General features: G+C 47.9%; 17 protein-coding genes, 1 tRNA gene and 1 pseudogene. 13 read left to right on the top strand and 6 right to left on the bottom strand.

Annotated elements, in window-relative coordinates; all coding sequences use genetic code 11:
- Positions 1-36: 36 nt before the first annotated feature.
- Both ribA and ACTHSP_RS01155 read right to left on the bottom strand, forming a co-directional pair.
- Positions 37-630 carry a GTP cyclohydrolase II gene (gene ribA, locus ACTHSP_RS01160; protein WP_049351962.1) on the bottom strand — a complete coding sequence of 198 codons (594 nt, stop codon included), beginning with the start codon at positions 628-630 and terminating at the stop codon, positions 37-39.
- Positions 623-1,288 (bottom strand): hypothetical protein, encoded by a 666-nt coding sequence (locus ACTHSP_RS01155; RefSeq protein WP_049329074.1) that lies wholly within the window; start codon positions 1,286-1,288, stop codon positions 623-625. The genes ribA and ACTHSP_RS01155 overlap by 8 nt, the downstream gene beginning before the upstream one ends.
- 161 nt (positions 1,289-1,449) lie before the next feature.
- On the opposite strand from ACTHSP_RS01155, the gene ACTHSP_RS01150 reads away from it, so the two are divergent.
- The 11 genes and pseudogenes from ACTHSP_RS01150 to ACTHSP_RS01100 all read left to right on the top strand — a co-directional run bounded on the left by ACTHSP_RS01150 (position 1,450) and on the right by ACTHSP_RS01100 (position 10,698).
- A tRNA-Leu gene (locus ACTHSP_RS01150) sits at positions 1,450-1,534 on the top strand.
- 197 nt (positions 1,535-1,731) lie between these two features.
- Entirely contained in the window at positions 1,732-2,955 is a 1,224-nt protein-coding gene (locus tag ACTHSP_RS01145; RefSeq protein ID WP_049329075.1) for a tyrosine-type recombinase/integrase, read from the top strand.
- Between the two features lie 180 nt (positions 2,956-3,135).
- The gene (locus ACTHSP_RS01140) at positions 3,136-3,297 is read left to right on the top strand and encodes a hypothetical protein (RefSeq protein WP_193699283.1); all 162 of its coding nucleotides are present in this window, start codon (positions 3,136-3,138) and stop codon (positions 3,295-3,297) included.
- Between the two features lies 1 nt (position 3,298).
- On the top strand, positions 3,299-4,096 hold the full coding sequence (locus ACTHSP_RS01135) for a hypothetical protein (protein ID WP_049329076.1): 798 nt from the start codon (positions 3,299-3,301) through the stop codon (positions 4,094-4,096).
- Between the two features lie 97 nt (positions 4,097-4,193).
- Positions 4,194-4,400 (top strand): helix-turn-helix transcriptional regulator, encoded by a 207-nt coding sequence (locus ACTHSP_RS01130; RefSeq protein ID WP_049329077.1) that lies wholly within the window; start codon positions 4,194-4,196, stop codon positions 4,398-4,400.
- A 112-nt stretch (positions 4,401-4,512) separates the two neighbouring features.
- Entirely contained in the window at positions 4,513-4,770 is a 258-nt protein-coding gene (locus ACTHSP_RS01125; protein WP_049329078.1) for a helix-turn-helix domain-containing protein, read from the top strand.
- Between the two features lie 282 nt (positions 4,771-5,052).
- A complete protein-coding gene (locus ACTHSP_RS01120) occupies positions 5,053-5,391 on the top strand; it encodes a hypothetical protein (RefSeq protein WP_049329079.1) in 339 nt (112 codons plus the stop codon).
- Between the two features lie 142 nt (positions 5,392-5,533).
- On the top strand, positions 5,534-5,749 hold the full coding sequence (locus tag ACTHSP_RS01115; protein WP_049329080.1) for a hypothetical protein: 216 nt from the start codon (positions 5,534-5,536) through the stop codon (positions 5,747-5,749).
- The gene (locus ACTHSP_RS01110; RefSeq protein ID WP_371464500.1) at positions 5,746-6,846 is read left to right on the top strand and encodes a DUF7146 domain-containing protein; all 1,101 of its coding nucleotides are present in this window, start codon (positions 5,746-5,748) and stop codon (positions 6,844-6,846) included. The genes ACTHSP_RS01115 and ACTHSP_RS01110 overlap by 4 nt, the downstream gene beginning before the upstream one ends.
- A pseudogene (locus ACTHSP_RS01105) lies at positions 6,843-8,588 on the top strand (DUF927 domain-containing protein). Before ACTHSP_RS01110 ends, ACTHSP_RS01105 begins: the two are co-directional and overlap by 4 nt.
- Positions 8,589-9,357: 769 nt before the next feature.
- A complete protein-coding gene (locus ACTHSP_RS01100) occupies positions 9,358-10,698 on the top strand; it encodes a DUF2868 domain-containing protein (protein ID WP_049352741.1) in 1,341 nt (446 codons plus the stop codon).
- Positions 10,699-10,771: 73 nt separating this feature from the next.
- Here ACTHSP_RS01100 and ACTHSP_RS01095 read toward each other — a convergent pair whose 3' ends face one another.
- From ACTHSP_RS01095 to grpE, 3 genes are all read right to left on the bottom strand, one after another.
- Positions 10,772-10,990, bottom strand: coding sequence for a hypothetical protein (locus ACTHSP_RS01095; protein ID WP_003684970.1), 219 nt, complete (start codon positions 10,988-10,990; stop codon positions 10,772-10,774).
- 267 nt (positions 10,991-11,257) lie between these two features.
- Positions 11,258-13,186: a molecular chaperone DnaK gene (gene dnaK / locus ACTHSP_RS01090; RefSeq protein WP_440345476.1), complete on the bottom strand. Its 1,929-nt coding sequence runs from the start codon at positions 13,184-13,186 to the stop codon at positions 11,258-11,260.
- Between the two features lie 304 nt (positions 13,187-13,490).
- Positions 13,491-14,063, bottom strand: coding sequence for a nucleotide exchange factor GrpE (gene grpE / locus ACTHSP_RS01085; RefSeq protein ID WP_308887835.1), 573 nt, complete (start codon positions 14,061-14,063; stop codon positions 13,491-13,493).
- A gap of 150 nt (positions 14,064-14,213) precedes the next feature.
- Here grpE and cysE point away from each other — a divergent pair, with 150 nt between their 5' ends.
- Positions 14,214-15,032: a serine O-acetyltransferase gene (gene cysE / locus ACTHSP_RS01080; RefSeq protein ID WP_440345475.1), complete on the top strand. Its 819-nt coding sequence runs from the start codon at positions 14,214-14,216 to the stop codon at positions 15,030-15,032.
- Between the two features lie 73 nt (positions 15,033-15,105).
- On the opposite strand, the gene ACTHSP_RS01075 is transcribed toward cysE, so the two are convergent.
- Positions 15,106-15,696 carry a tyrosine-protein phosphatase gene (locus ACTHSP_RS01075; protein ID WP_440345474.1) on the bottom strand — a complete coding sequence of 197 codons (591 nt, stop codon included), beginning with the start codon at positions 15,694-15,696 and terminating at the stop codon, positions 15,106-15,108.
- 125 nt (positions 15,697-15,821) lie between these two features.
- Here ACTHSP_RS01075 and mnmC point away from each other — a divergent pair, with 125 nt between their 5' ends.
- Positions 15,822-17,432 (top strand): FAD-dependent 5-carboxymethylaminomethyl-2-thiouridine(34) oxidoreductase MnmC, encoded by a 1,611-nt coding sequence (gene mnmC / locus ACTHSP_RS01070; protein WP_440345473.1) that lies wholly within the window; start codon positions 15,822-15,824, stop codon positions 17,430-17,432.
- The last annotated feature ends 139 nt before the right edge of the window (positions 17,433-17,571 follow it).

Here is a 17,571-nt window from a genome sequence, read left to right as displayed (position 1 = left end):
TTATTTAACCACAAAAAACACCGTTATGCCTATCCATCAATCAAAAATCAAATGTCCCAATTTATCCGCTTTAGTATGCAGATAACGTTCATTTTCCACATTTTCGCCGACATGTAATGCAATCCGTTCGACCACATTAATGCCGGAATCTTTCAACGTTTGGATTTTTTCAGGATTATTGGTCAACAACCTAACTTCACGAATATGCAGATAATCATAAATCTGCTTGGCCAAAGTGAAGTCGCGAGCATCAACAGGAAGGCCAAGCGCTACATTAGCCTCAACCGTATCCAAACCTTGATCTTGCAGACGATATGCACGGATTTTGTTTATCAAACCAATGCCCCTGCCTTCTTGGCGCAAATATACGATAACGCCACGCCCTTCTTTCTGAACAGCCTGCATCGCCGCTTGCAACTGAGGGCCGCAATCACATTTCACCGAAAATAAAGCATCACCGGTCAAACACTCTGAATGGATACGCGACAACACAGGCAGGCCGTCTGAAACATCGCCCATCGTCAATGCGACATGTTCCTGACCGCCCTCTTCTTCAAAGCCGTGCATGGTAAATTCGCCCCATTCCGTAGGCAAACGGCATGACGCAACAAACTTCAAGGCCTCACTCATTTTCCGCTTCCTCGTTTTCAGCCACGCCCAACAGATTTTTCAAAGAATCCGACAGGGCCAAGGCAAGGGCAATCCAAGCCACCAATACTTCGTCAGGTGCGCCGTCTTTGACATCAAACTCAGCATGTACCACACCCAAGACCGCACCACTGGGCATACAGACAGGAACAGAAATCTGACTCAAACCGGGATGATTGCGTTCGGTCGACAATTCACCAATTTCCTGCCAATACGCCACATTCTGACAAACATTCATCCAACCGCTTTGCGCCGTACGCACAACCAAAAAAGCCTGTCCGGTCTGCTCGTCGATTGGAATCACATTTTCCAATGGCATGCCCCAACGGCTCAGTCGAACCAGCGACAACGCGCCATCTTTCGGAAATGCTGTATAAACCGCTGCGCTTTTCAAATGCTCAGTGCGCTCGGCAACTGAATCCAAAGCCATAAAAATCTGTTTCAGCAACAATTCATGTTCGGCATCAACATAATCCGCCAACTGCCAACCGTCTTCAGACGGCCACAAAATCGAACGCTCAACCGAAGCATTGCCCATTTTAATCACAGTCTGGGCAGTCAAATAAGCAACATGTATCTCATCCGCCGGCAACTTCAAACCTTGCGTCTGCAAAAAATCTTTAATCAATAAAGCAGGCATCTGCCCTTCCTCACCAATAGTAAAGTTGAGGCCGTCTGAAAACAAACCCTGCTTTCAGACGGCCGGAATAAACCATTATATAAGGGATAAACCGAAAAATTCAAGCAAACAAGACTTTGCGCCCCCATTAATCTTGTGTATAATCCACGGTTCAAATTAGTGCGGACGTGGCGAAATTGGTAGACGCACCAGATTTAGGTTCTGGCGCCGCAAGGTGTGAGAGTTCGAGTCTCTCCGTCCGCACCACTCAACCCCTTTCAGGGGTTATTTTTTTGTCTAATCAAATCTAACGCAGTAATCAAGATTCAATACTGGCAAGGCTTTCAGACTAATAACCCCCTTGCCAAGTGTCTAAATACCCCCAATGCCATATAATTGAATAAAGCAAAATATGGGGGTATGATTCGGGGCATCTGACAACACCCCCTAAAAACATACCCCCAATGCCCCTGAACGACCGCCAAATCAAAGCCGCCAAGCCGTCCGATACTGGAAAGAAAACCAAGTTATTTGACGGGGGCGGCTTATATCTTGAAGTTACACCAGCGGGCGGGAAAGTATTCCGTCTGAAATACCGTATAGATGGCAAAGAGAAAACTCTTACCATCGGAAAATATCCGACCGTTTCACTGGTAGAAGCCCGCCAAGCCGCTGAAAACGCCCGCCGCATGATTGCACAAGAGCAAGACCCATCAGCAATGAAGCAACAGGCCAAACAGGAGCGCAAAACGGCCTTACTGAATACCTTTGCCAACGTTACTAAGGCATGGCATGAGAAAACTACCAAGCGCAAAAGCTGGAAGCCTAATCATGCCGCCCGTGTTTTGCGGTACTTTGAAACAGATGTTTTCCCTATTATTGGGGAAACGCCTATAAACAAAATCGGGAAAAAAGAGATAAAGGCCGTATTGGATAAAGTAACAGAGCGGGGCGTGTCGGAAACCGCTGAAAAAATCAGGCAATGGATAGGTGCGGTGTTTACCTATGCCGGTTATGAAGAATTGACCGACCGAAACCCTGCCGCGTTACTGAAAGGCTATATAGAGCCAACAGAAAGCAAAAGAATGCCCGCCCTGCCCCGTGAAGAGCTGACCGAGTTTTACCGCCGCTTGATACTGGCAGATTGTGAGCAACAAAACAGAATTTGCGTAATGTTGATCATGCTTTGCTTTGCCCGAAACAAAGAGATACGCGGCGGCCAATGGCAGGAAATCGACTTTAAGCGCAAAACATGGACGATTCCCGCTGATCGTATGAAACGGCCACGAGAGCACACAATCCCCTTGTCTGATTGGGCGATTGAGCTATTAAACGAACTACACGCCATAACCGGCGAAACACCCTTTCTATTTCCAAGCCCTAAATCCAAAACTGGTTACATCAGCGAAAATACAGCGGGAAAAATCATCAACGGCATGGGTTATTACGGGATAGCTACCCCGCATGGTTTCCGCTCGCTTGCAAGCAGCGTTTTGAATGAACAAGGTTTCAACCCTGACGCGATAGAACGACAACTTGCCCACGTTGAGAACAACAAAATCCGCGCCGCCTATAACCGCGCCGATTATCTGAATGAGCGCGCAGAGTTTATGCAATGGTATAGCGACTATTTACGGGAGCGATACAACCAGGCATTACAGATGATTCAAGAGAGCAAGACGGATTAAAAAATCCCTATGTGCGAGAGTAAATATACTGGTTACACTGGTTACCACAAAATTTAACAAATATAACTATATGAATATAAATATAAATACAAAGAAAAAGCGGTAACCAGTTAACGTAAATTTACTGGTTACCAACTGGTTACCACTGGTTACCATTTTATACAGAAAGAAGTTAACCCTATGAAATACAGTGTATTAGATGTTTTGCTTTCGTTTGACCGCCTGGCCGTAGGAAACATAGAGCTTGAGACCGGCACGAAGCAACGCGAAACGGCAGCCGGTAGATTTGAGCATAACGGCGTGAAACTTATAAACCCTTTTGAGCTTGCAAAGGATATTTAACATGGCTTGGAGAATGTATTACTCACTTGAAGCGGCAGCAGAGAAGCTAAGTAAAGATTTTAACGACCCATATACAGCAGATGACTTGATACATTATGCAGCCATTGGTTTGACTGAGGTATATATAAATTGCATTGGACAGGAATATTATTTTACGAGGAGACCATATTATGATTGGTTATATGATAAAGATGAAAAAGGTGAGTATGCTGAAATTCCTGAAATGCTGCTATACAAGGGCGACTTTATCCGTTTAGAAGAAATTAATGCTAGATACTTAGAGGGGAAAAAAGAGTTTTTAACAGTAAATATTGTTGATAAATTAGCATTTATAGGCACTGATGAGGTATTGGAGAAAACTATTGCTACTCCATCCGCTGAACAGACTGAATCTAAACGTTGGGGGTTTTGTTATATTCCATATAATTTATTGGATGGATTAGCACTATCAGAAGATATGCGTATAAAGCGGGAAGATTTAGATATACCCGATAATGCCATTAAGGTGGGTAAAAATGATTTGTGTATCTTTCAGGATGACTTAATAGAACTAAAAGAAGCATTGAGCGAGAGAATGAAAATAAAAAAACCTATCAGTAAGCGCACTGAAAATAAGCAAGCTGAAATTATTGCGGCACTTTCTGCCATCTATACAAAAACTGATTGTAGTAAACCATATGAAGCCGCAGAGACTATTATCCAAGAATGGGAAAGACAGGCTGATAAACTAGGCAAGACCCCTACTAGGGATACGTTAGCAAAATACATCAAGCAAGGTATTGACCGTCTTTCACAGTAGCCTAATTAGGTTCTAAAAAATCATATTTAGGAAAAGCCGCCCACAGAGGCGGCTATTATTTTGTCTGTCATATAACACCGACCAAGAAAGGCAAGCAATGAATAATACTGTATTAAGAGTAAACGATACCGCCCGCGTTATGGGCGTTTCACGGGCGACTATCTGGAATTGGGTAAACCCTAAGAGCCGTCATTACCGCCCTGATTTTCCTAAGCCCCTCAAACTTTCTGAAAATATTACCGGCTGGCTTTCCAGTGAGATTGAAGAGTATCTCAACAAACTGGCCGCCAAGCGCGAAGAATAGGAGTTTTCTGAGCAATACGCGCGCGCGAAGAATCAGCGGGAATCTATCCCTTTAGACAAAATAAAACCGCCTGAATAGAGGGCTATTCAGACGGCACGGAGTAAAAAATCTGATGAAAACTGATTATATCAACAGCAAGCCCAAAACGCCAAGCCAAAGAGAGCGCATTTTAGCCCGATTGAGAAAAGGGAGCGTTACATCATGGGAACTGGCACAGATGGGCATACTTAGCTATAACACGCGCATTATGGAGCTTCGCAGAGCGGGGCATGAAATCATAACCGTGATGGAAGAAGTGCAAAATCAATTCGGGGAGACCGTGAAATGCGGGCGGTTTTCTTTGCTGGTGTCGAAAAGGAGTAAGTCATAACGCCGTCTAACCCCGTAAGAAATTAATTGACAGATTGAGCTTTGGGAAGCAGAATTAAGTTTCTCTCTCAAATCGTATAGCCCAAATCAGCAGGGTAAACGCTGATTTTTTATCGCCATTTTCTCTTATGGCGTTTGAAGCCTATTCACAGGCTTTGGACGGCGTATCAAAGTTTATGGCGGTGTGTGGTAACGGCAACGCCCACGCCTGACTATACGCAGGAGAGAGCACCGCCCCCTATTTGGGCATTTCTCAAATCTCGAACGTATAGGAGCATTTCAAATGCAATCTTCCATTTCTACCCAAATCCAAAACATTCAAAACCAAGCCCAAACGGTAACCATTCCTCACAAGCTGGCAAACGACGCAGCAGACGCTTGCTTTTACGCAGGCCGCGCCGCCGAAAACCTTGCCGCCATCCTAGACGCAGCCGAAATCCTGACCGATATGGCTATCGACCAACAAACCTTCTCTTTAACCGTCCGAAAACTCATCAAAGCCGCCAAGAACGAGGTAGAGACGCTGGCAGAGCTTCACCCTTTCAGCCTGTTTGAAACGTCAGCGAATTTGAATGACGAAATCTTCAGCCAAATCCACAGCCAAACACGCGGCGCGAAATAAACCCCAAACCCCGTAAAACCTAACCCGCCATGCCGCCTATTTCAGACGGCATAGGGCAAACTTCGCCCTAGTGTTTTTATAACCTATTGATTTTATTAGATTCATGTTTTGAAACACTGGGAGCAGAGCAAAGGATAAAACCATGAAACAGACCATTAAATCCGACCGTTTCCGCCGGTATTTAAACCGCGCTTTGCTGGTGTTTTGGGTGTTGCTTTTGGCTTTGGTAGTCCGAGCCTGTAACCAGCCCGCCCACGCCGACACGGAGCAACTAGAGCCGGAAACGCCCGCAATATGGGAAACCGACCCAACAGCAGGAATTGTTTTAGAACCAGTATCAGAGGAGGCGGAGCAATGAAACCAACATATCAAGACATTAAAGCAGCCGCGCAATACCACTGGCCGGAAATCCACGCCGCTATCGGCATAGACCCGCGATACCTGAAAAACAAACACCAGCCCTGCCCCGCGTGTGGAGGGAAAGACCGTTTCAGATATGACGACAAGGACGGAAACGGCACATTCATTTGCAGCCATTACAACAACGGCGCGGGCGATGGTTTCGGCTTGGTAATGCACTATTTGCAATGCGACTTTCAGACGGCCTTAAAGCAGGTTTCAGGCGTTTTAGGCATGGACAATGCAAACCCCTTGCCGATACCGCCAAAACGCCCACAAGCGCAGCCACGCCCCGAAAAAGACCAAATCGAGAAACTGGCCGCATTATGGAGAAGCACAGAACCTATCCGCCCCGATTCCCCTGTTATCCAGTATCTGAAATCACGCGGTTTGGAGATGGCGCATTTACCCGAAAACGTCCGTTTTCTACCTGAAAAAGACTATTGGACAACAGGCGAGGATAAGCCGCTTCTGCTTGGTAGTTTCCCGTGTATGGTTTGCGCTATCCGCGACATGGATGAGGAGCTACAAGGCTTGCACCTTACCTATCTTCAGACGGCCTATGACAAGCCATGCGGAGAGGACGGACTACACGCACCACGCTATCAGAAACTGGCAATCAAACACCCTGAAACGGGCGAAACCTTACCGGCCAAGAAAATGCGAAACCGTAAGCAAGGCAGCATTTCAGGGCAAACCGTCCACTTGTTCCCGATTCCTGAAAATGGCCGTCTTGTCATTGTAGAGGGAATAGAAACCGCCCTTGCCGCCCGTGAATTGTACAAGGCTTACGATTGGGGCTTATACGCGGCCTTGAGCGCAAACAGCATGGCAAATTTTCAGTTTCTGAACGGTATAAAAGAAATTGCGATTATTGCCGATAACGACACGCCCCGCCCCGTTGGTTACAGAGCCGCTTATGACTTGGCAATGCGAGCCATTAAGCAGGGGATCAAGACGAGCATATGGCAGAGCGAAACGCCAGGCTATGACGCACTGGACGAACTGAACGAGAAAAAGCAATCAGACAATCATTTCGGAGGACAGACAGCATGAAAAATACCGAAACAGCGAAGCAGGAAAACACCAAAGACTACAACCTTGAGAATATCGAGCCATTCCGCCCGCGCCCTCACTTTGAAATCGACAATCGGGGCGTATGGTGGATAAACGTTAGAACCGACAAAGACGGAGATGCTATCGAAGCAGAGCCGCAATTCCTTTCCGACCCTATCGACATTATCGGCACGGGGCAAGACAATGACGGCGCGTATTATCGGATCATCAAATTTAAAGACAAAATCACACGCCAACAAAAGACCGCCGCCCTACCACAAGCAGAAATTACAGAGGGGAAATGCTGGGGGCGTTTGGGGTTTTACGGCTTATCCATTGGGAGCGAGCCGACAAAAAGGCGAAGACTGGCAGACTATTTGCAGAAAGAGGGAAGCCAAACAGCCTTTACCATTACCGACCGCGCCGGCTGGAACGGGGAAGCCTACATACTGGCAGGCGGGGAAGCCGTTAACGCAGACGGCGCAAACATTCTATACAACGGAGACACCAGCCAAAAAGACGGTTACACAGAAAAAGGCAGCCTCAAGGAATGGCAGGAGCAGGCCGCGCGATACGCAGAGAACAATAGCCGCCTATGCCTTGCTTTAGGTTTAAGCATGGCCGCGCCATTCTTGGCACTTTTGAACGAAGAGGGAGGCGGTTTCCATTTAGCGGGCGATTCCTCAAAAGGCAAAACAACCGCCGCCCGGCTTGCCTTGAGCGTATGGGGAGACCCTGAAACCACTAAAGGAAATTGAGATACCACCCCGCTTGGCTTGCAAAATTTAGCTTTAGCCCGCAATGATGGCTTGCTGGTGTTAGATGAAATCGGGCAATCAGCCGACCCGCGAAAAATCCCGCAAATGGTTTACAGCGTTATCAACGGCGTGTCAAAAACACAGGGCGCAAAAGATGGCGGCAACCGCCGGCAGAAAACATGGCGCAATCTGATACTTTCAACCGGCGAGATAAACCCAGAGAGCCTGATAGGAGACCGCGCCCAATGGAAAGCGGGTAATCATGTTAGGTTACCTGACATACAAGCAGAGGCAAGATACGGCATTTACGACACATTGCACGGCTTCACAGATGGCGCGAAACTGTCGGAGCATATCAACCAAGCCACAGCCAAGCAGCGAGGAACAGCAGGCCGCGCCCTTATCCGCCAAATCCTCAAAGACGGAAAAGAAGCCGCCGCCCAAGCCGTAGAAGCCCGCCGCGACCAATTCCTTGAAACCTTGCCGCCAATGGAAGGACAGGCGCGAAGAATTGCCCGCCGCTTTGCCCTCTTGGCCGCTGTCTTGGAATATGCCGCGCCTATTACCGGCATGAGACAAGGAGCAGGCGAGGCAGGAGTGAAGCAGTGTTTCAATGAATGGCTGGAAGAAAACGGCACAGGAAACCGCGAAGACCGCCGAATCATTGAGCAAGTAATCGCTTTCATGGACGTTAACGCCCTATCAATGCGCTTTTCAGACTGGAACGCCCAAACCACAAACCAAAATCACGCAGGTTATCGGAAACAAGAGGGGAGCATAGATGAATATTGGATAATCCCCGTAACCTTTGAAAATGAAGTCTGCAAAGGATATAGCCAGCGCAAAGTATGTGAAGTCCTACATGATCACGAATGGTTAAAAAAAGCCGATAACGGCAGATGGCAACACCAGCGCAAACGCAACGGCGTTGCAAGCCGATTTTATGTTTTGATGGGAGAAGCCCCGCCCGACTTTGACGAATAACCAAGAGCAAGCCCGCTATTACCGACAATGGCGGGCTTTTTTACGTCTAAACATTCAGGCAGACCAACCAAGAAAGCATAAAATCGACAGGAAGCCCCCAAATATCAAAATTTAGAGCTATTCACACCCTGCCCTATACCTGACCCTACCCAATCAACAAAACACGCTTACAGCGCGATTTTAGCCTATTTCTGTCATATCTACCAAAAAGGCAAGCGAAGAACAAATAATTTCGACACCAATACGCGCGCGCGTAATAATGCAGTCTCTTGAATTTTGCGAGTCCATAAAAAGAAAGCAAAAAATGGCGGGTAACCACTTAACCGGCACTGGTAACCAATGACAATGGCATAACTGGTTACCGAATTATCGTTGATTTATAAAGGTTTTTAGGGGCTGGTAACCAGGTAACCAGAGTAACCAGTGCATTTTGTATATATATAGCGGTTTAAATTTGAGCGGGAAGCCACCGGCCTACTCACTCAAATAACAACACGCCCCAAAAAAAGTTATAATGGACGGCACTAGACTGCTAAATAATTTTTTGACCTTTGCAAGATGGGGGGTTATTTGGGGGTATATTTGGATTGCTTTATTATTTTTATAATATAAAACAATGAATTACCTCTTAAGTGCGTGTCTCTCCGTCACACTCAAAATGAGCAGCTTTCGGGCTGCTTTTTTTACATCTATTCCACTATACACCCATTCGAAATCGAAACTGCTTTTACAGCTGTTTCCATTGTATCTTTCAGACGGCCTATCATTTATGTTGAATCCATCGCAAAAACTTGTCGAATTGGTCCGTATCCTTGAAGAACGTGCCTATATTTTTCCGGGAGATCCTGTGCAGGCGACGGAAGCGTTGCAGCATATTGATGGCGGCAACGAGGAAAAACTGATACGCCGCGCCCAAATCATTGACCGCGACCAGCATTTAAAATATGTGTTGCAACAGGTGGAGACAGGCTCGTTTTGGCTTTGGATTGTTGCGGCGACATTGTTGTTTACGGTCGGTTTTTCCAGCACTTATCTTTTGATGGACAATCAGGGGCTGAACTTTTTTCTGGTCTTGGCCGGGATTTTGGGCATGAATACAATCATGCTGCTGGTGTGGCTGGCGACTTTATTCCTGCGTTTGAAAAATGTGCACTTTATCAGCAGTCCGGCAACTTGGTTCCGAGGCAAAGATCCTGTCAATCAGGCAATTTTGCGGCTTTATGTGGATGAATGGCGCAAACCGCAAACGCGTTGGCTGATTGGTGCAACTTCGCACGGTCTATGGCTATGCACGCTGTCGGGAATGTTGGTTTCTATTTTGCTGCTGCTTTTGGTACGTCAATATACATTCAACTGGGAAAGCACGCTTTTAAGTAATACGGCATTGGTGAAAACGGTTGAGGCTTTGTCATGGCTGCCGGAACGTTTGGGCTTTCCTGTTCCCGACAGTCAGGCCGTAATTGCAGGTCGTCTGAACAATCATATCGAAGATGCACGTGCTTGGGCAGGTTTACTCATCGGCAGCATTATCTGTTATGGCATTCTGCCGCGCTTGCTTGCTTGGCTGGCTTGCAAGATTACTTTAAAAACCCTTCGCGAACGTTTGGATTTGAATCAGCCGTACTATCAAAACATCCTCCGCACATGGCAAACGAAAATTGTCGATGCCGATGATTTTCAGGAAAACATCATCCCTGTTTCATCTAAAATTACGCTGAATAATGCGCCCAAATGGGCAGTTACACTGGAAACGGAATGGCCTGAGCCGCTTTGGTTTTCCGGCGTTTTGGCACAAGAATGGATAGATAAAGGCGTGGCCGCCGGCAGAAAAGATTTGGAACAATTAGAAGCCGAATTGAAACAAACTCCGGCGCAACTTCTCATCGGCGTACGCACGCAAACTGTTCCCGACCGCGGCATTTTGCGTCAAATCAGCCGTTTAGCCGAAGCGACGGACGGCGGCGTTATCATTCAACTTTTGAATCAAGACAGTTTCTTTGAAGATTTGGATACCAAACTGGATTATTGGCGCGATGCGCTGGCAGAAAGAAACATTGCCTGGTTGGAGCCGACCCGTTTGGCACAAGAAAAACGGCAAAACTCTATTTGACAGATAAACCGAAGGCCGTCTGAAACCTGATGTTTGGGTTTCAGACGGCCTTATTTATTGTTGAGGATTCATCTTAATGATGGTCGTGGCGATGCTCTTGATGATGTTTGGGCTTGGTTGCGTGGTGTTTGGCTTTAGGTGCAGGTTTTTTCATTTTTTGCGGTTTGGCTTTTTTGTGCATACGTTCTTGTTTCGGATGCATTTCGTATTTACCGTGTGCAGAAGCGACTGAAGCCAATACCAAACCGGCAGCAGCAACCATCAAAGAGGTCATTTGAATCAGTTTTTTCATATTTATCTTCTTTCAAGGGGTTGATTTGAGGTAAAAATAAGAATTTATTCGTACTCAAGCGATGGACAAATATTAATGGCTTTGACTGTCAGCTGCTGTCAGCACTTGGCGAAATCTATTCAAAATTCGGCAATAGAAGTATGGCAACACGATAATGTAGCAAGCTTTTGAAAGTTTACCGTCAATTTCAATAAAGCGTCTTTACACATTTCCCAAACGACAAAAAGCGCGAACCTTTCGATTCGCGCTTTTTTCAGACGGCATCAATTATTTTTTGTCGTCTTTTACTTCTTCAAAGTCGGCATCTACGATGTCGTCGTCTTTCTTAGCAGAAGACTCGGCTTGTGCGCCCTCGCCTGCTTGCGCTTCGGCTTGCGCTTGAGCGTAAACCATTTCGCCCAATTTTTGGCTGGCTGCACCCAAAGCTTCGGCTTTGGCATCGATAGCGGCTTTGTCGTCGCCTTTAACTGCTTCTTCAGCTTCTTTCAACGCAGCTTCGATTTTTTCTTTCTCAGCAGCGTCGAGTTTGTCGCCGTAGTCGGCCAGAGATTTTTTCACAGAGTGAATCAGGGCTTCAGCTTGGTTGCGGGAAGCGACCAATTCAGTCAGTTTTTTATCTTCTTCAGCGTTGGCTTCGGCATCTTTCACCATGCGTTCGATTTCTTCTTCGCTCAAACCTGAAGAACCTTGGATGGTGATGTTGGCCGCTTTGCCGGTGCCTTTGTCTTTGGCAGAAACGTGCAAGATACCGTTGGCGTCGATGTCGAAAGTAACTTCAATTTGCGGCATACCGCGTGGTGCAGGTGCGATGTCGGTCAAGTTGAACTGACCCAAAGATTTGTTGGCAGAAGCGCGTTCGCGTTCGCCTTGCAGTACATGGATGGTTACTGCGCTTTGGTTGTCTTCGGCAGTAGAGAACACTTGAGACGCTTTAGTCGGAATAGTAGTGTTCTTTTGAATCAGCTTGGTCATCACGCCGCCCATGGTTTCGATACCCAAAGACAGAGGAGTTACGTCCAGCAGCAATACGTCGCTACGGCCGCCGCTCAATACTTCGCCTTGAATCGCTGCACCTACGGCAACAGCTTCGTCAGGGTTCACGTCTTTACGAGGCTCTTTACCGAAGAAGGCTTTAACGGCTTCTTGTACTTTCGGCATACGGCTTTGACCACCGACCAAAATTACGTCGTCGATGTCGCTGGTGCTCAAGCCGGCATCTTTCAATGCGACTTTACAAGGCTCGATAGAACGTTGGATCAAATCTTCAACCAGGCTTTCAAATTTGGCACGGGTAATTTTCATGGCCAAGTGTTTAGGACCTGTTGCGTCCATAGTGATGTATGGCAGGTTGATTTCAGTTTGCTGGCCGCTAGACAATTCGATTTTGGCTTTTTCAGCAGCTTCTTTCAGACGTTGCAGAGCCATTACGTCTTGTTTCAAATCAATGCCTTGTTCTTTTTTGAACTCGTCAATGATGTAGTCGATCAAGCGTTGGTCGAAGTCTTCGCCGCCCAAGAAAGTATCGCCGTTGGTAGCCAATACTTCAAATTGTTTGTCGCCGTCGAGGTTGGCGATTTCGATGATGGAGATATCGAAAGTACCACCACCCAAGTCATATACGGCTACTTTGCGGTCTTTGTTGTCGCCTTTGTCCATACCGAATGCCAAAGCGGCTGCGGTTGGTTCGTTGATGATACGTTTTACTTCCAAACCTGCGATGCGGCCTGCGTCTTTAGTCGCTTGACGTTGGCTGTCGTTGAAGTAGGCAGGAACGGTAATCACAGCTTCAGTGACTTTCTCGCCCAAGTAAGCTTCAGCGGCTTCTTTCATTTTACGCAAAACTTCTGCGGAAATTTGAGGAGGAGACAGCTCTTTGCCTTGCGCTTTCACCCATGCGTCGCCGTTGTTGGCTTTGATGATTTCGAAAGGCATGGATTCGATGTCGCGTTGAACTTCTTTGTCTTCAAATTTGTGGCCGATCAAACGTTTGGCGGCGTAAATGGTGTTTTTAGCATTGGTTACCGCTTGGCGTTTTGCAGGCGCGCCGACGAGGATTTCGCCGCCGTCCAGATAAGCGATAACGGAAGGAGTGGTGCGTGCACCTTCTGCATTTTCGATCACTTTGGTTTGACCGTTTTCAGAAATGGCCAAACAAGAGTTGGTTGTACCTAAGTCAATACCGATTACTTTTGCCATATTATGTTGCTCCTAATAAATAAACTTTTCTAAATTAATAATCCTGTGGAACATTTCGTTCCGATGGCTTGTAAATAAGGTTGCTTCATTTTTTTTCAAGGCTTAATTTGAATTTTTTTTCAAATTAAATTCAATCACTTGATTTATTTATCCACAAGCCGTTTATTCTTTTTTCAGACGGCCGGTTTTAATTTTCCGATTCCGGTTTATCGGAATGATTTTCCAATAGCGGAACATCAGGCTTTGAAACCGGATAAGGCCGTCTGAAGATTTTATGCTTGATAAACTTTATCAAGCGGTGCCTTCAATCTTCTTTTTTCGCCACGACAACCATCGCAGGGCGCAAAACGCGGTCAGATAATGTGTAGCCTTTTTTCATCACGCTGACGATGGTGTTCGGCTCTTGCTCGCTAACCACTGTCTGCATGGCTTGGTGGTAATGCGGATCAAGTTTCTCACCTGCCTGAGGATTGACTTCTTTAATATGGGTAGCATCAAACGCTTTTTGCAACTCGTTCAAAGTCATTTGCACGCCCATTTTCAGGGCATCGAAATTACCGCTTTGGTCGAGCAGCGCCATTTCAAGGTAGTCTTTGACAGGCAGCATTTCGGCCGCAAATTTTTGTCCGGCGAATTTATGGGTATCAGCGATTTCTTGCTGATGGCGGCGGCGCAGGTTTTGCTCGTTTGCCAAACCGCGCAGCTCGCTGTCTTTGAGCTGGCCTTCCAACTCGGCAATACGCGCCTGCAGATCTTCGTAAGTCGGCTCGGCTTGTACTTCGGCTTGTTCGGTTTCAACTGCTTCAGCAGTTTCTACGGCTGCCGCTTCTTCAGCTTCGTTTTGGTGTTGTTCGTTACGATCCGTCATTTCTGACATCCTTTTAGCGTGTTGATATTTGATGTTTCATATATAAGGCCGTCTGAAAAAACTTCAAGCATTTGAATACCGATTATCAAATACCTTGTTAAAAGACGTTGGAAAACGGTAAGATAGCCATCTGATTTTATTCTTCAGACGGCCTCGAATATGAAAAAAGACCATTTGAATTCAACCGATTTTAATCTATGGCTCACCATCCGCGAAGAAACCGAAGCCGCAGCCGCGACCGAACCGATGCTGGCAAGCTTCCTGCATCAAACCGTGTTGCGCCACGATTCGCTCGATTCGGTACTTGCCTACCATCTTTCCAGCAAACTGGGTAGCCCGATTATGGATGTGCGCGCGCTGTTTGAAATCTATCAGCAAGCTTTGAGCGTGGACACCCGCATCAGCAAATGTGTCGAGGCCGACTTGAAAGCCATTTATGAGCGCGACCCGGCTTGTGACGAATATTCGCTGCCACTGTTGTATTTCAAAGGCTTCCACGCCGTACAGGCACACCGTATCAACCACTGGCTCTATCAAAACGGCCGTAAAACGCTGGCGTATTTCCTGCAAAACCGCATGTCGGAAGTCTTCGGTGTCGACATTCACCCGGCAGCCCGTTTCGGTCACGGCCTGATGCTCGACCATGCCACCGGTTTTGTGGCCGGCGAAACCGCCGTCTTGGGCAACAATATTTCCATCCTCCACGGCGTAACGCTGGGCGGTTCGGGCAAAGAAAGCGGCGACCGCCACCCGAAAATCGGCAATGGCGTGATGATTGGTGCGAATGCCTCAATTTTGGGCAACATCCGCATCGGCGAAAACGCCAAAATCGGCGCAGGCAGCGTGGTGGTTGCCGATGTACCGTCTTCGATTACCGTTGTCGGCGTACCGGCCAAACCGGTTGGCCGCTCGTCCAAAACCCCGTCTGCCGATATGGATCAAAACATTCAATTATCGACTACGGATTTTGTGATTTAAGCAATCTGCCATTTAAAAGGCCGTCTGAAAGATTTGTTCTTTCAGACGGCCTTTTATGATTTAAATCTTAGTGTTAACCGCGTTTGCGCAAGGCTTCCAAGTGCATTTTAACCTGCTTGACTTTCTCTTCGGTAAACAGGTTGGCAATGTTTTTCCAAATGCTGTGATAACCGTAAGGCCCATGTTGCATTTCGGCTTTTGCTTCTTCCACCGGCCAGCCTTGATAAATGATGCGGTACATTCCGGCAATCAAACCGGTACGGTCTGCGCCGTGATAACAATGGATAAGCACTGCGCCGTTTTGCTGTTGTTTTTCAATCAGGTATAGGATTTCCGCAATCTCTTTCGGCTTAATGCTCCATGACAGCAACGGACGGTTTAGCAAGGTCAAACCATACGCTTTCAAATGGTCGTCATCGTTGCGATCGAAAAAGCGCAAGTTGATCACGCTTTGAATGCCCAGTTTGACGATGGCTTCGCTATCTTCGGCAACAGGCTGCTCGCTGCGGTAAAGCTTGTCGTCGATACGATAAAGGTTAGCATCGTGTTTGACGGGGGCTGCCCAGCGTTCGGACTGAACGGCTTTGCTGCCTTTATCCGGCGGCGCGGACGAGCAAGCAATGGGCAAGCCGGAAGCGAGAAGGCACAACAAAAGACGGCGCATAAAATTCCTGTATGAAAATCAATTGGAAATCAAAATATCATGCGATTCTCTCAAAACCCGTTCGGATATTCTATCCGCGCAAACCGCGTTACAATAAAGCCTCTTTTTTCAGACGGCCTTTCATCATGACCTACCTTGCTTGGAACACCACGCCTTCCCTTGCTACCCTTTGCCGCGCAATCGAACAACATACCGTACCGCTTTATTTGATTATCTGCCTGCCTGAAAACCGTATTCCCGATTTTCCGCTGTCGAATCATCCCTCCGAGCTTGAAGGCCGTCTGAACAACCGTCTTGCTCAAGCCATGAAATGCCTTCAGTTCAACAGCGTCAATGTTTTAGAAAATCTATTGTCTGATGTGCATCTCTGGCTAGTTCCGCCACACCGCGCCGACCGCTTACACGAACATTTCCCTCATATCGAATGGCAAACCGAAGCCATACCCCAATCCGCCCCTATTCCTCTAAAACCTTGGTTCAGACGGCCCGAACATCAAGCCGCGCCCGAACACATCCTGATTATCGGCGCAGGCATTGCCGGCGCGGCGACCGCGCGCAAACTGGCTGAACACGGCGTACGCGTTACGGTTTTGGAGGCCGGTAAAGCGGCGCAGGCAGGCAGCGGCAACCGCCAAGGCTTGCTCTACGCCAAAATCTCGCCACACGATACCGAACAAACCGAACTGCTGCTGACAGGCTACGGCTACACGCGCCGATTGCTGGAAGACTTGCTGTCCGACTCCGACGTATGGGGCGGCGACGGCGTATTGCATTTGAATTTTGACGACAGCGAACGCAAACGCAATCAGGCCTTGGGTTTGCAACACCAGCATAAACACCTCTACCGCAGCGTATCTGCCGAAGAGGCTGCGTCCATCGCAGGCATAGACGTATTTTCAGACGGCCTTTACTGGCCGCAAGGCGTATGGCTGAATCCGCCCGCCGTCGTGCATACCTTATTGAATCATCCGCTGATTGAGTTGCACGAACATTCGCCGCTGACCGCAGTATCACATGACGGCACACAATGGACGGCACACACGCTGGACGCGCATTTCAACGCCAGCCATATCGTTTACTGTATGGGCGCGCACAGCCCGACTGCCGCCGACACCAACGTCTCCGCCCTGCCTTTCCGCCAAATCCGCGGACAAACCGGCGTTGTATCCGCCAGCCCGTTTTCACAAAAACTGCGTTGCGCCATTTCCGGCGAAAGCTACATCAGTCCAAGCTGGCAAGGCCGCCACTGCTACGGCGCGACATTTATCCTCAACAGCAACGATGAAACTTGGTATCCGCACGAAGAAACCGAAAACCGCGCCGCCCTGCAACAGCTCAATCCGCCATTGGCACAATCCCTGTTTGAGCGAGATTCGTTTTCAGACGGCCTTCTCGACACACAAGGCCATGCCGCCCTACGTTGCGACAGCCTCGACCACTTACCCGTTGTCGGCGCGCTCGGCGACATCACCGCCATGCAGTCCGCTTACGCCAAGCTGGCATTGGACAAAAACTACCGCCTCGACAATATCCCCTGCCCTTACCTGCCCAATGCCTACATCAATACGGCACACGGCACGCGCGGACTGGCGACAGCCCCCATCTGCGCCGCCACCATTGCAGCCGAAATACTCGGCTTGCCGCATCCGCTATCGCAAAGGCTGAGAACCGCGCTACACCCCAACCGCGCCATCATCCGCGCGATTGTTCGGCAGCAACCGTTGTTATCCGATTAAGGATTTCGCTGTAAATAAAAAAGGCCGTCTGAAAGTCATTAAAACTTTCAGACGGCCTTTAGCTATCCGTTAACTGCTTAGAATTTCCATTCCAAAGACACGGCATAGTTGCGACCTGGGCACGGTAGCGATCTAAGCC

The sequence above is a fragment of the Neisseria sp. P0001.S005 genome (assembly GCF_051963715.1).
The sequence above is the reverse complement of the archived record's forward strand: the minus strand, read 5'-3'. Positions and strand labels throughout refer to the sequence as shown.

Excerpts from the sequence above, each read along its gene's own strand:
- ACTHSP_RS01095 (WP_003684970.1), bottom strand. The coding sequence starts at position 10,990 with ATGAAAAAACTGATTCAAATGACCTCTTTGATGGTTGCTGCTGCCGGT.
- ACTHSP_RS01145 (WP_049329075.1), top strand. The coding sequence starts at position 1,732 with ATGCCCCTGAACGACCGCCAAATCAAAGCCGCCAAGCCGTCCGATACT.
- ACTHSP_RS01120 (WP_049329079.1), top strand. The coding sequence starts at position 5,053 with ATGCAATCTTCCATTTCTACCCAAATCCAAAACATTCAAAACCAAGCC.
- ribA (WP_049351962.1), bottom strand. The coding sequence starts at position 630 with ATGAGTGAGGCCTTGAAGTTTGTTGCGTCATGCCGTTTGCCTACGGAA.
- ACTHSP_RS01100 (WP_049352741.1), top strand. The coding sequence starts at position 9,358 with ATGTTGAATCCATCGCAAAAACTTGTCGAATTGGTCCGTATCCTTGAA.
- ACTHSP_RS01155 (WP_049329074.1), bottom strand. The coding sequence starts at position 1,288 with ATGCCTGCTTTATTGATTAAAGATTTTTTGCAGACGCAAGGTTTGAAG.
- ACTHSP_RS01115 (WP_049329080.1), top strand. The coding sequence starts at position 5,534 with ATGAAACAGACCATTAAATCCGACCGTTTCCGCCGGTATTTAAACCGC.
- ACTHSP_RS01125 (WP_049329078.1), top strand. The coding sequence starts at position 4,513 with ATGAAAACTGATTATATCAACAGCAAGCCCAAAACGCCAAGCCAAAGA.
- ACTHSP_RS01110 (WP_371464500.1), top strand. The coding sequence starts at position 5,746 with ATGAAACCAACATATCAAGACATTAAAGCAGCCGCGCAATACCACTGG.
- dnaK (WP_440345476.1), bottom strand. The coding sequence starts at position 13,186 with ATGGCAAAAGTAATCGGTATTGACTTAGGTACAACCAACTCTTGTTTG.
- ACTHSP_RS01130 (WP_049329077.1), top strand. The coding sequence starts at position 4,194 with ATGAATAATACTGTATTAAGAGTAAACGATACCGCCCGCGTTATGGGC.
- ACTHSP_RS01140 (WP_193699283.1), top strand. The coding sequence starts at position 3,136 with ATGAAATACAGTGTATTAGATGTTTTGCTTTCGTTTGACCGCCTGGCC.
- ACTHSP_RS01075 (WP_440345474.1), bottom strand. The coding sequence starts at position 15,696 with ATGCGCCGTCTTTTGTTGTGCCTTCTCGCTTCCGGCTTGCCCATTGCT.
- mnmC (WP_440345473.1), top strand. The coding sequence starts at position 15,822 with ATGACCTACCTTGCTTGGAACACCACGCCTTCCCTTGCTACCCTTTGC.
- ACTHSP_RS01135 (WP_049329076.1), top strand. The coding sequence starts at position 3,299 with ATGGCTTGGAGAATGTATTACTCACTTGAAGCGGCAGCAGAGAAGCTA.
- cysE (WP_440345475.1), top strand. The coding sequence starts at position 14,214 with ATGAAAAAAGACCATTTGAATTCAACCGATTTTAATCTATGGCTCACC.
- grpE (WP_308887835.1), bottom strand. The coding sequence starts at position 14,063 with ATGTCAGAAATGACGGATCGTAACGAACAACACCAAAACGAAGCTGAA.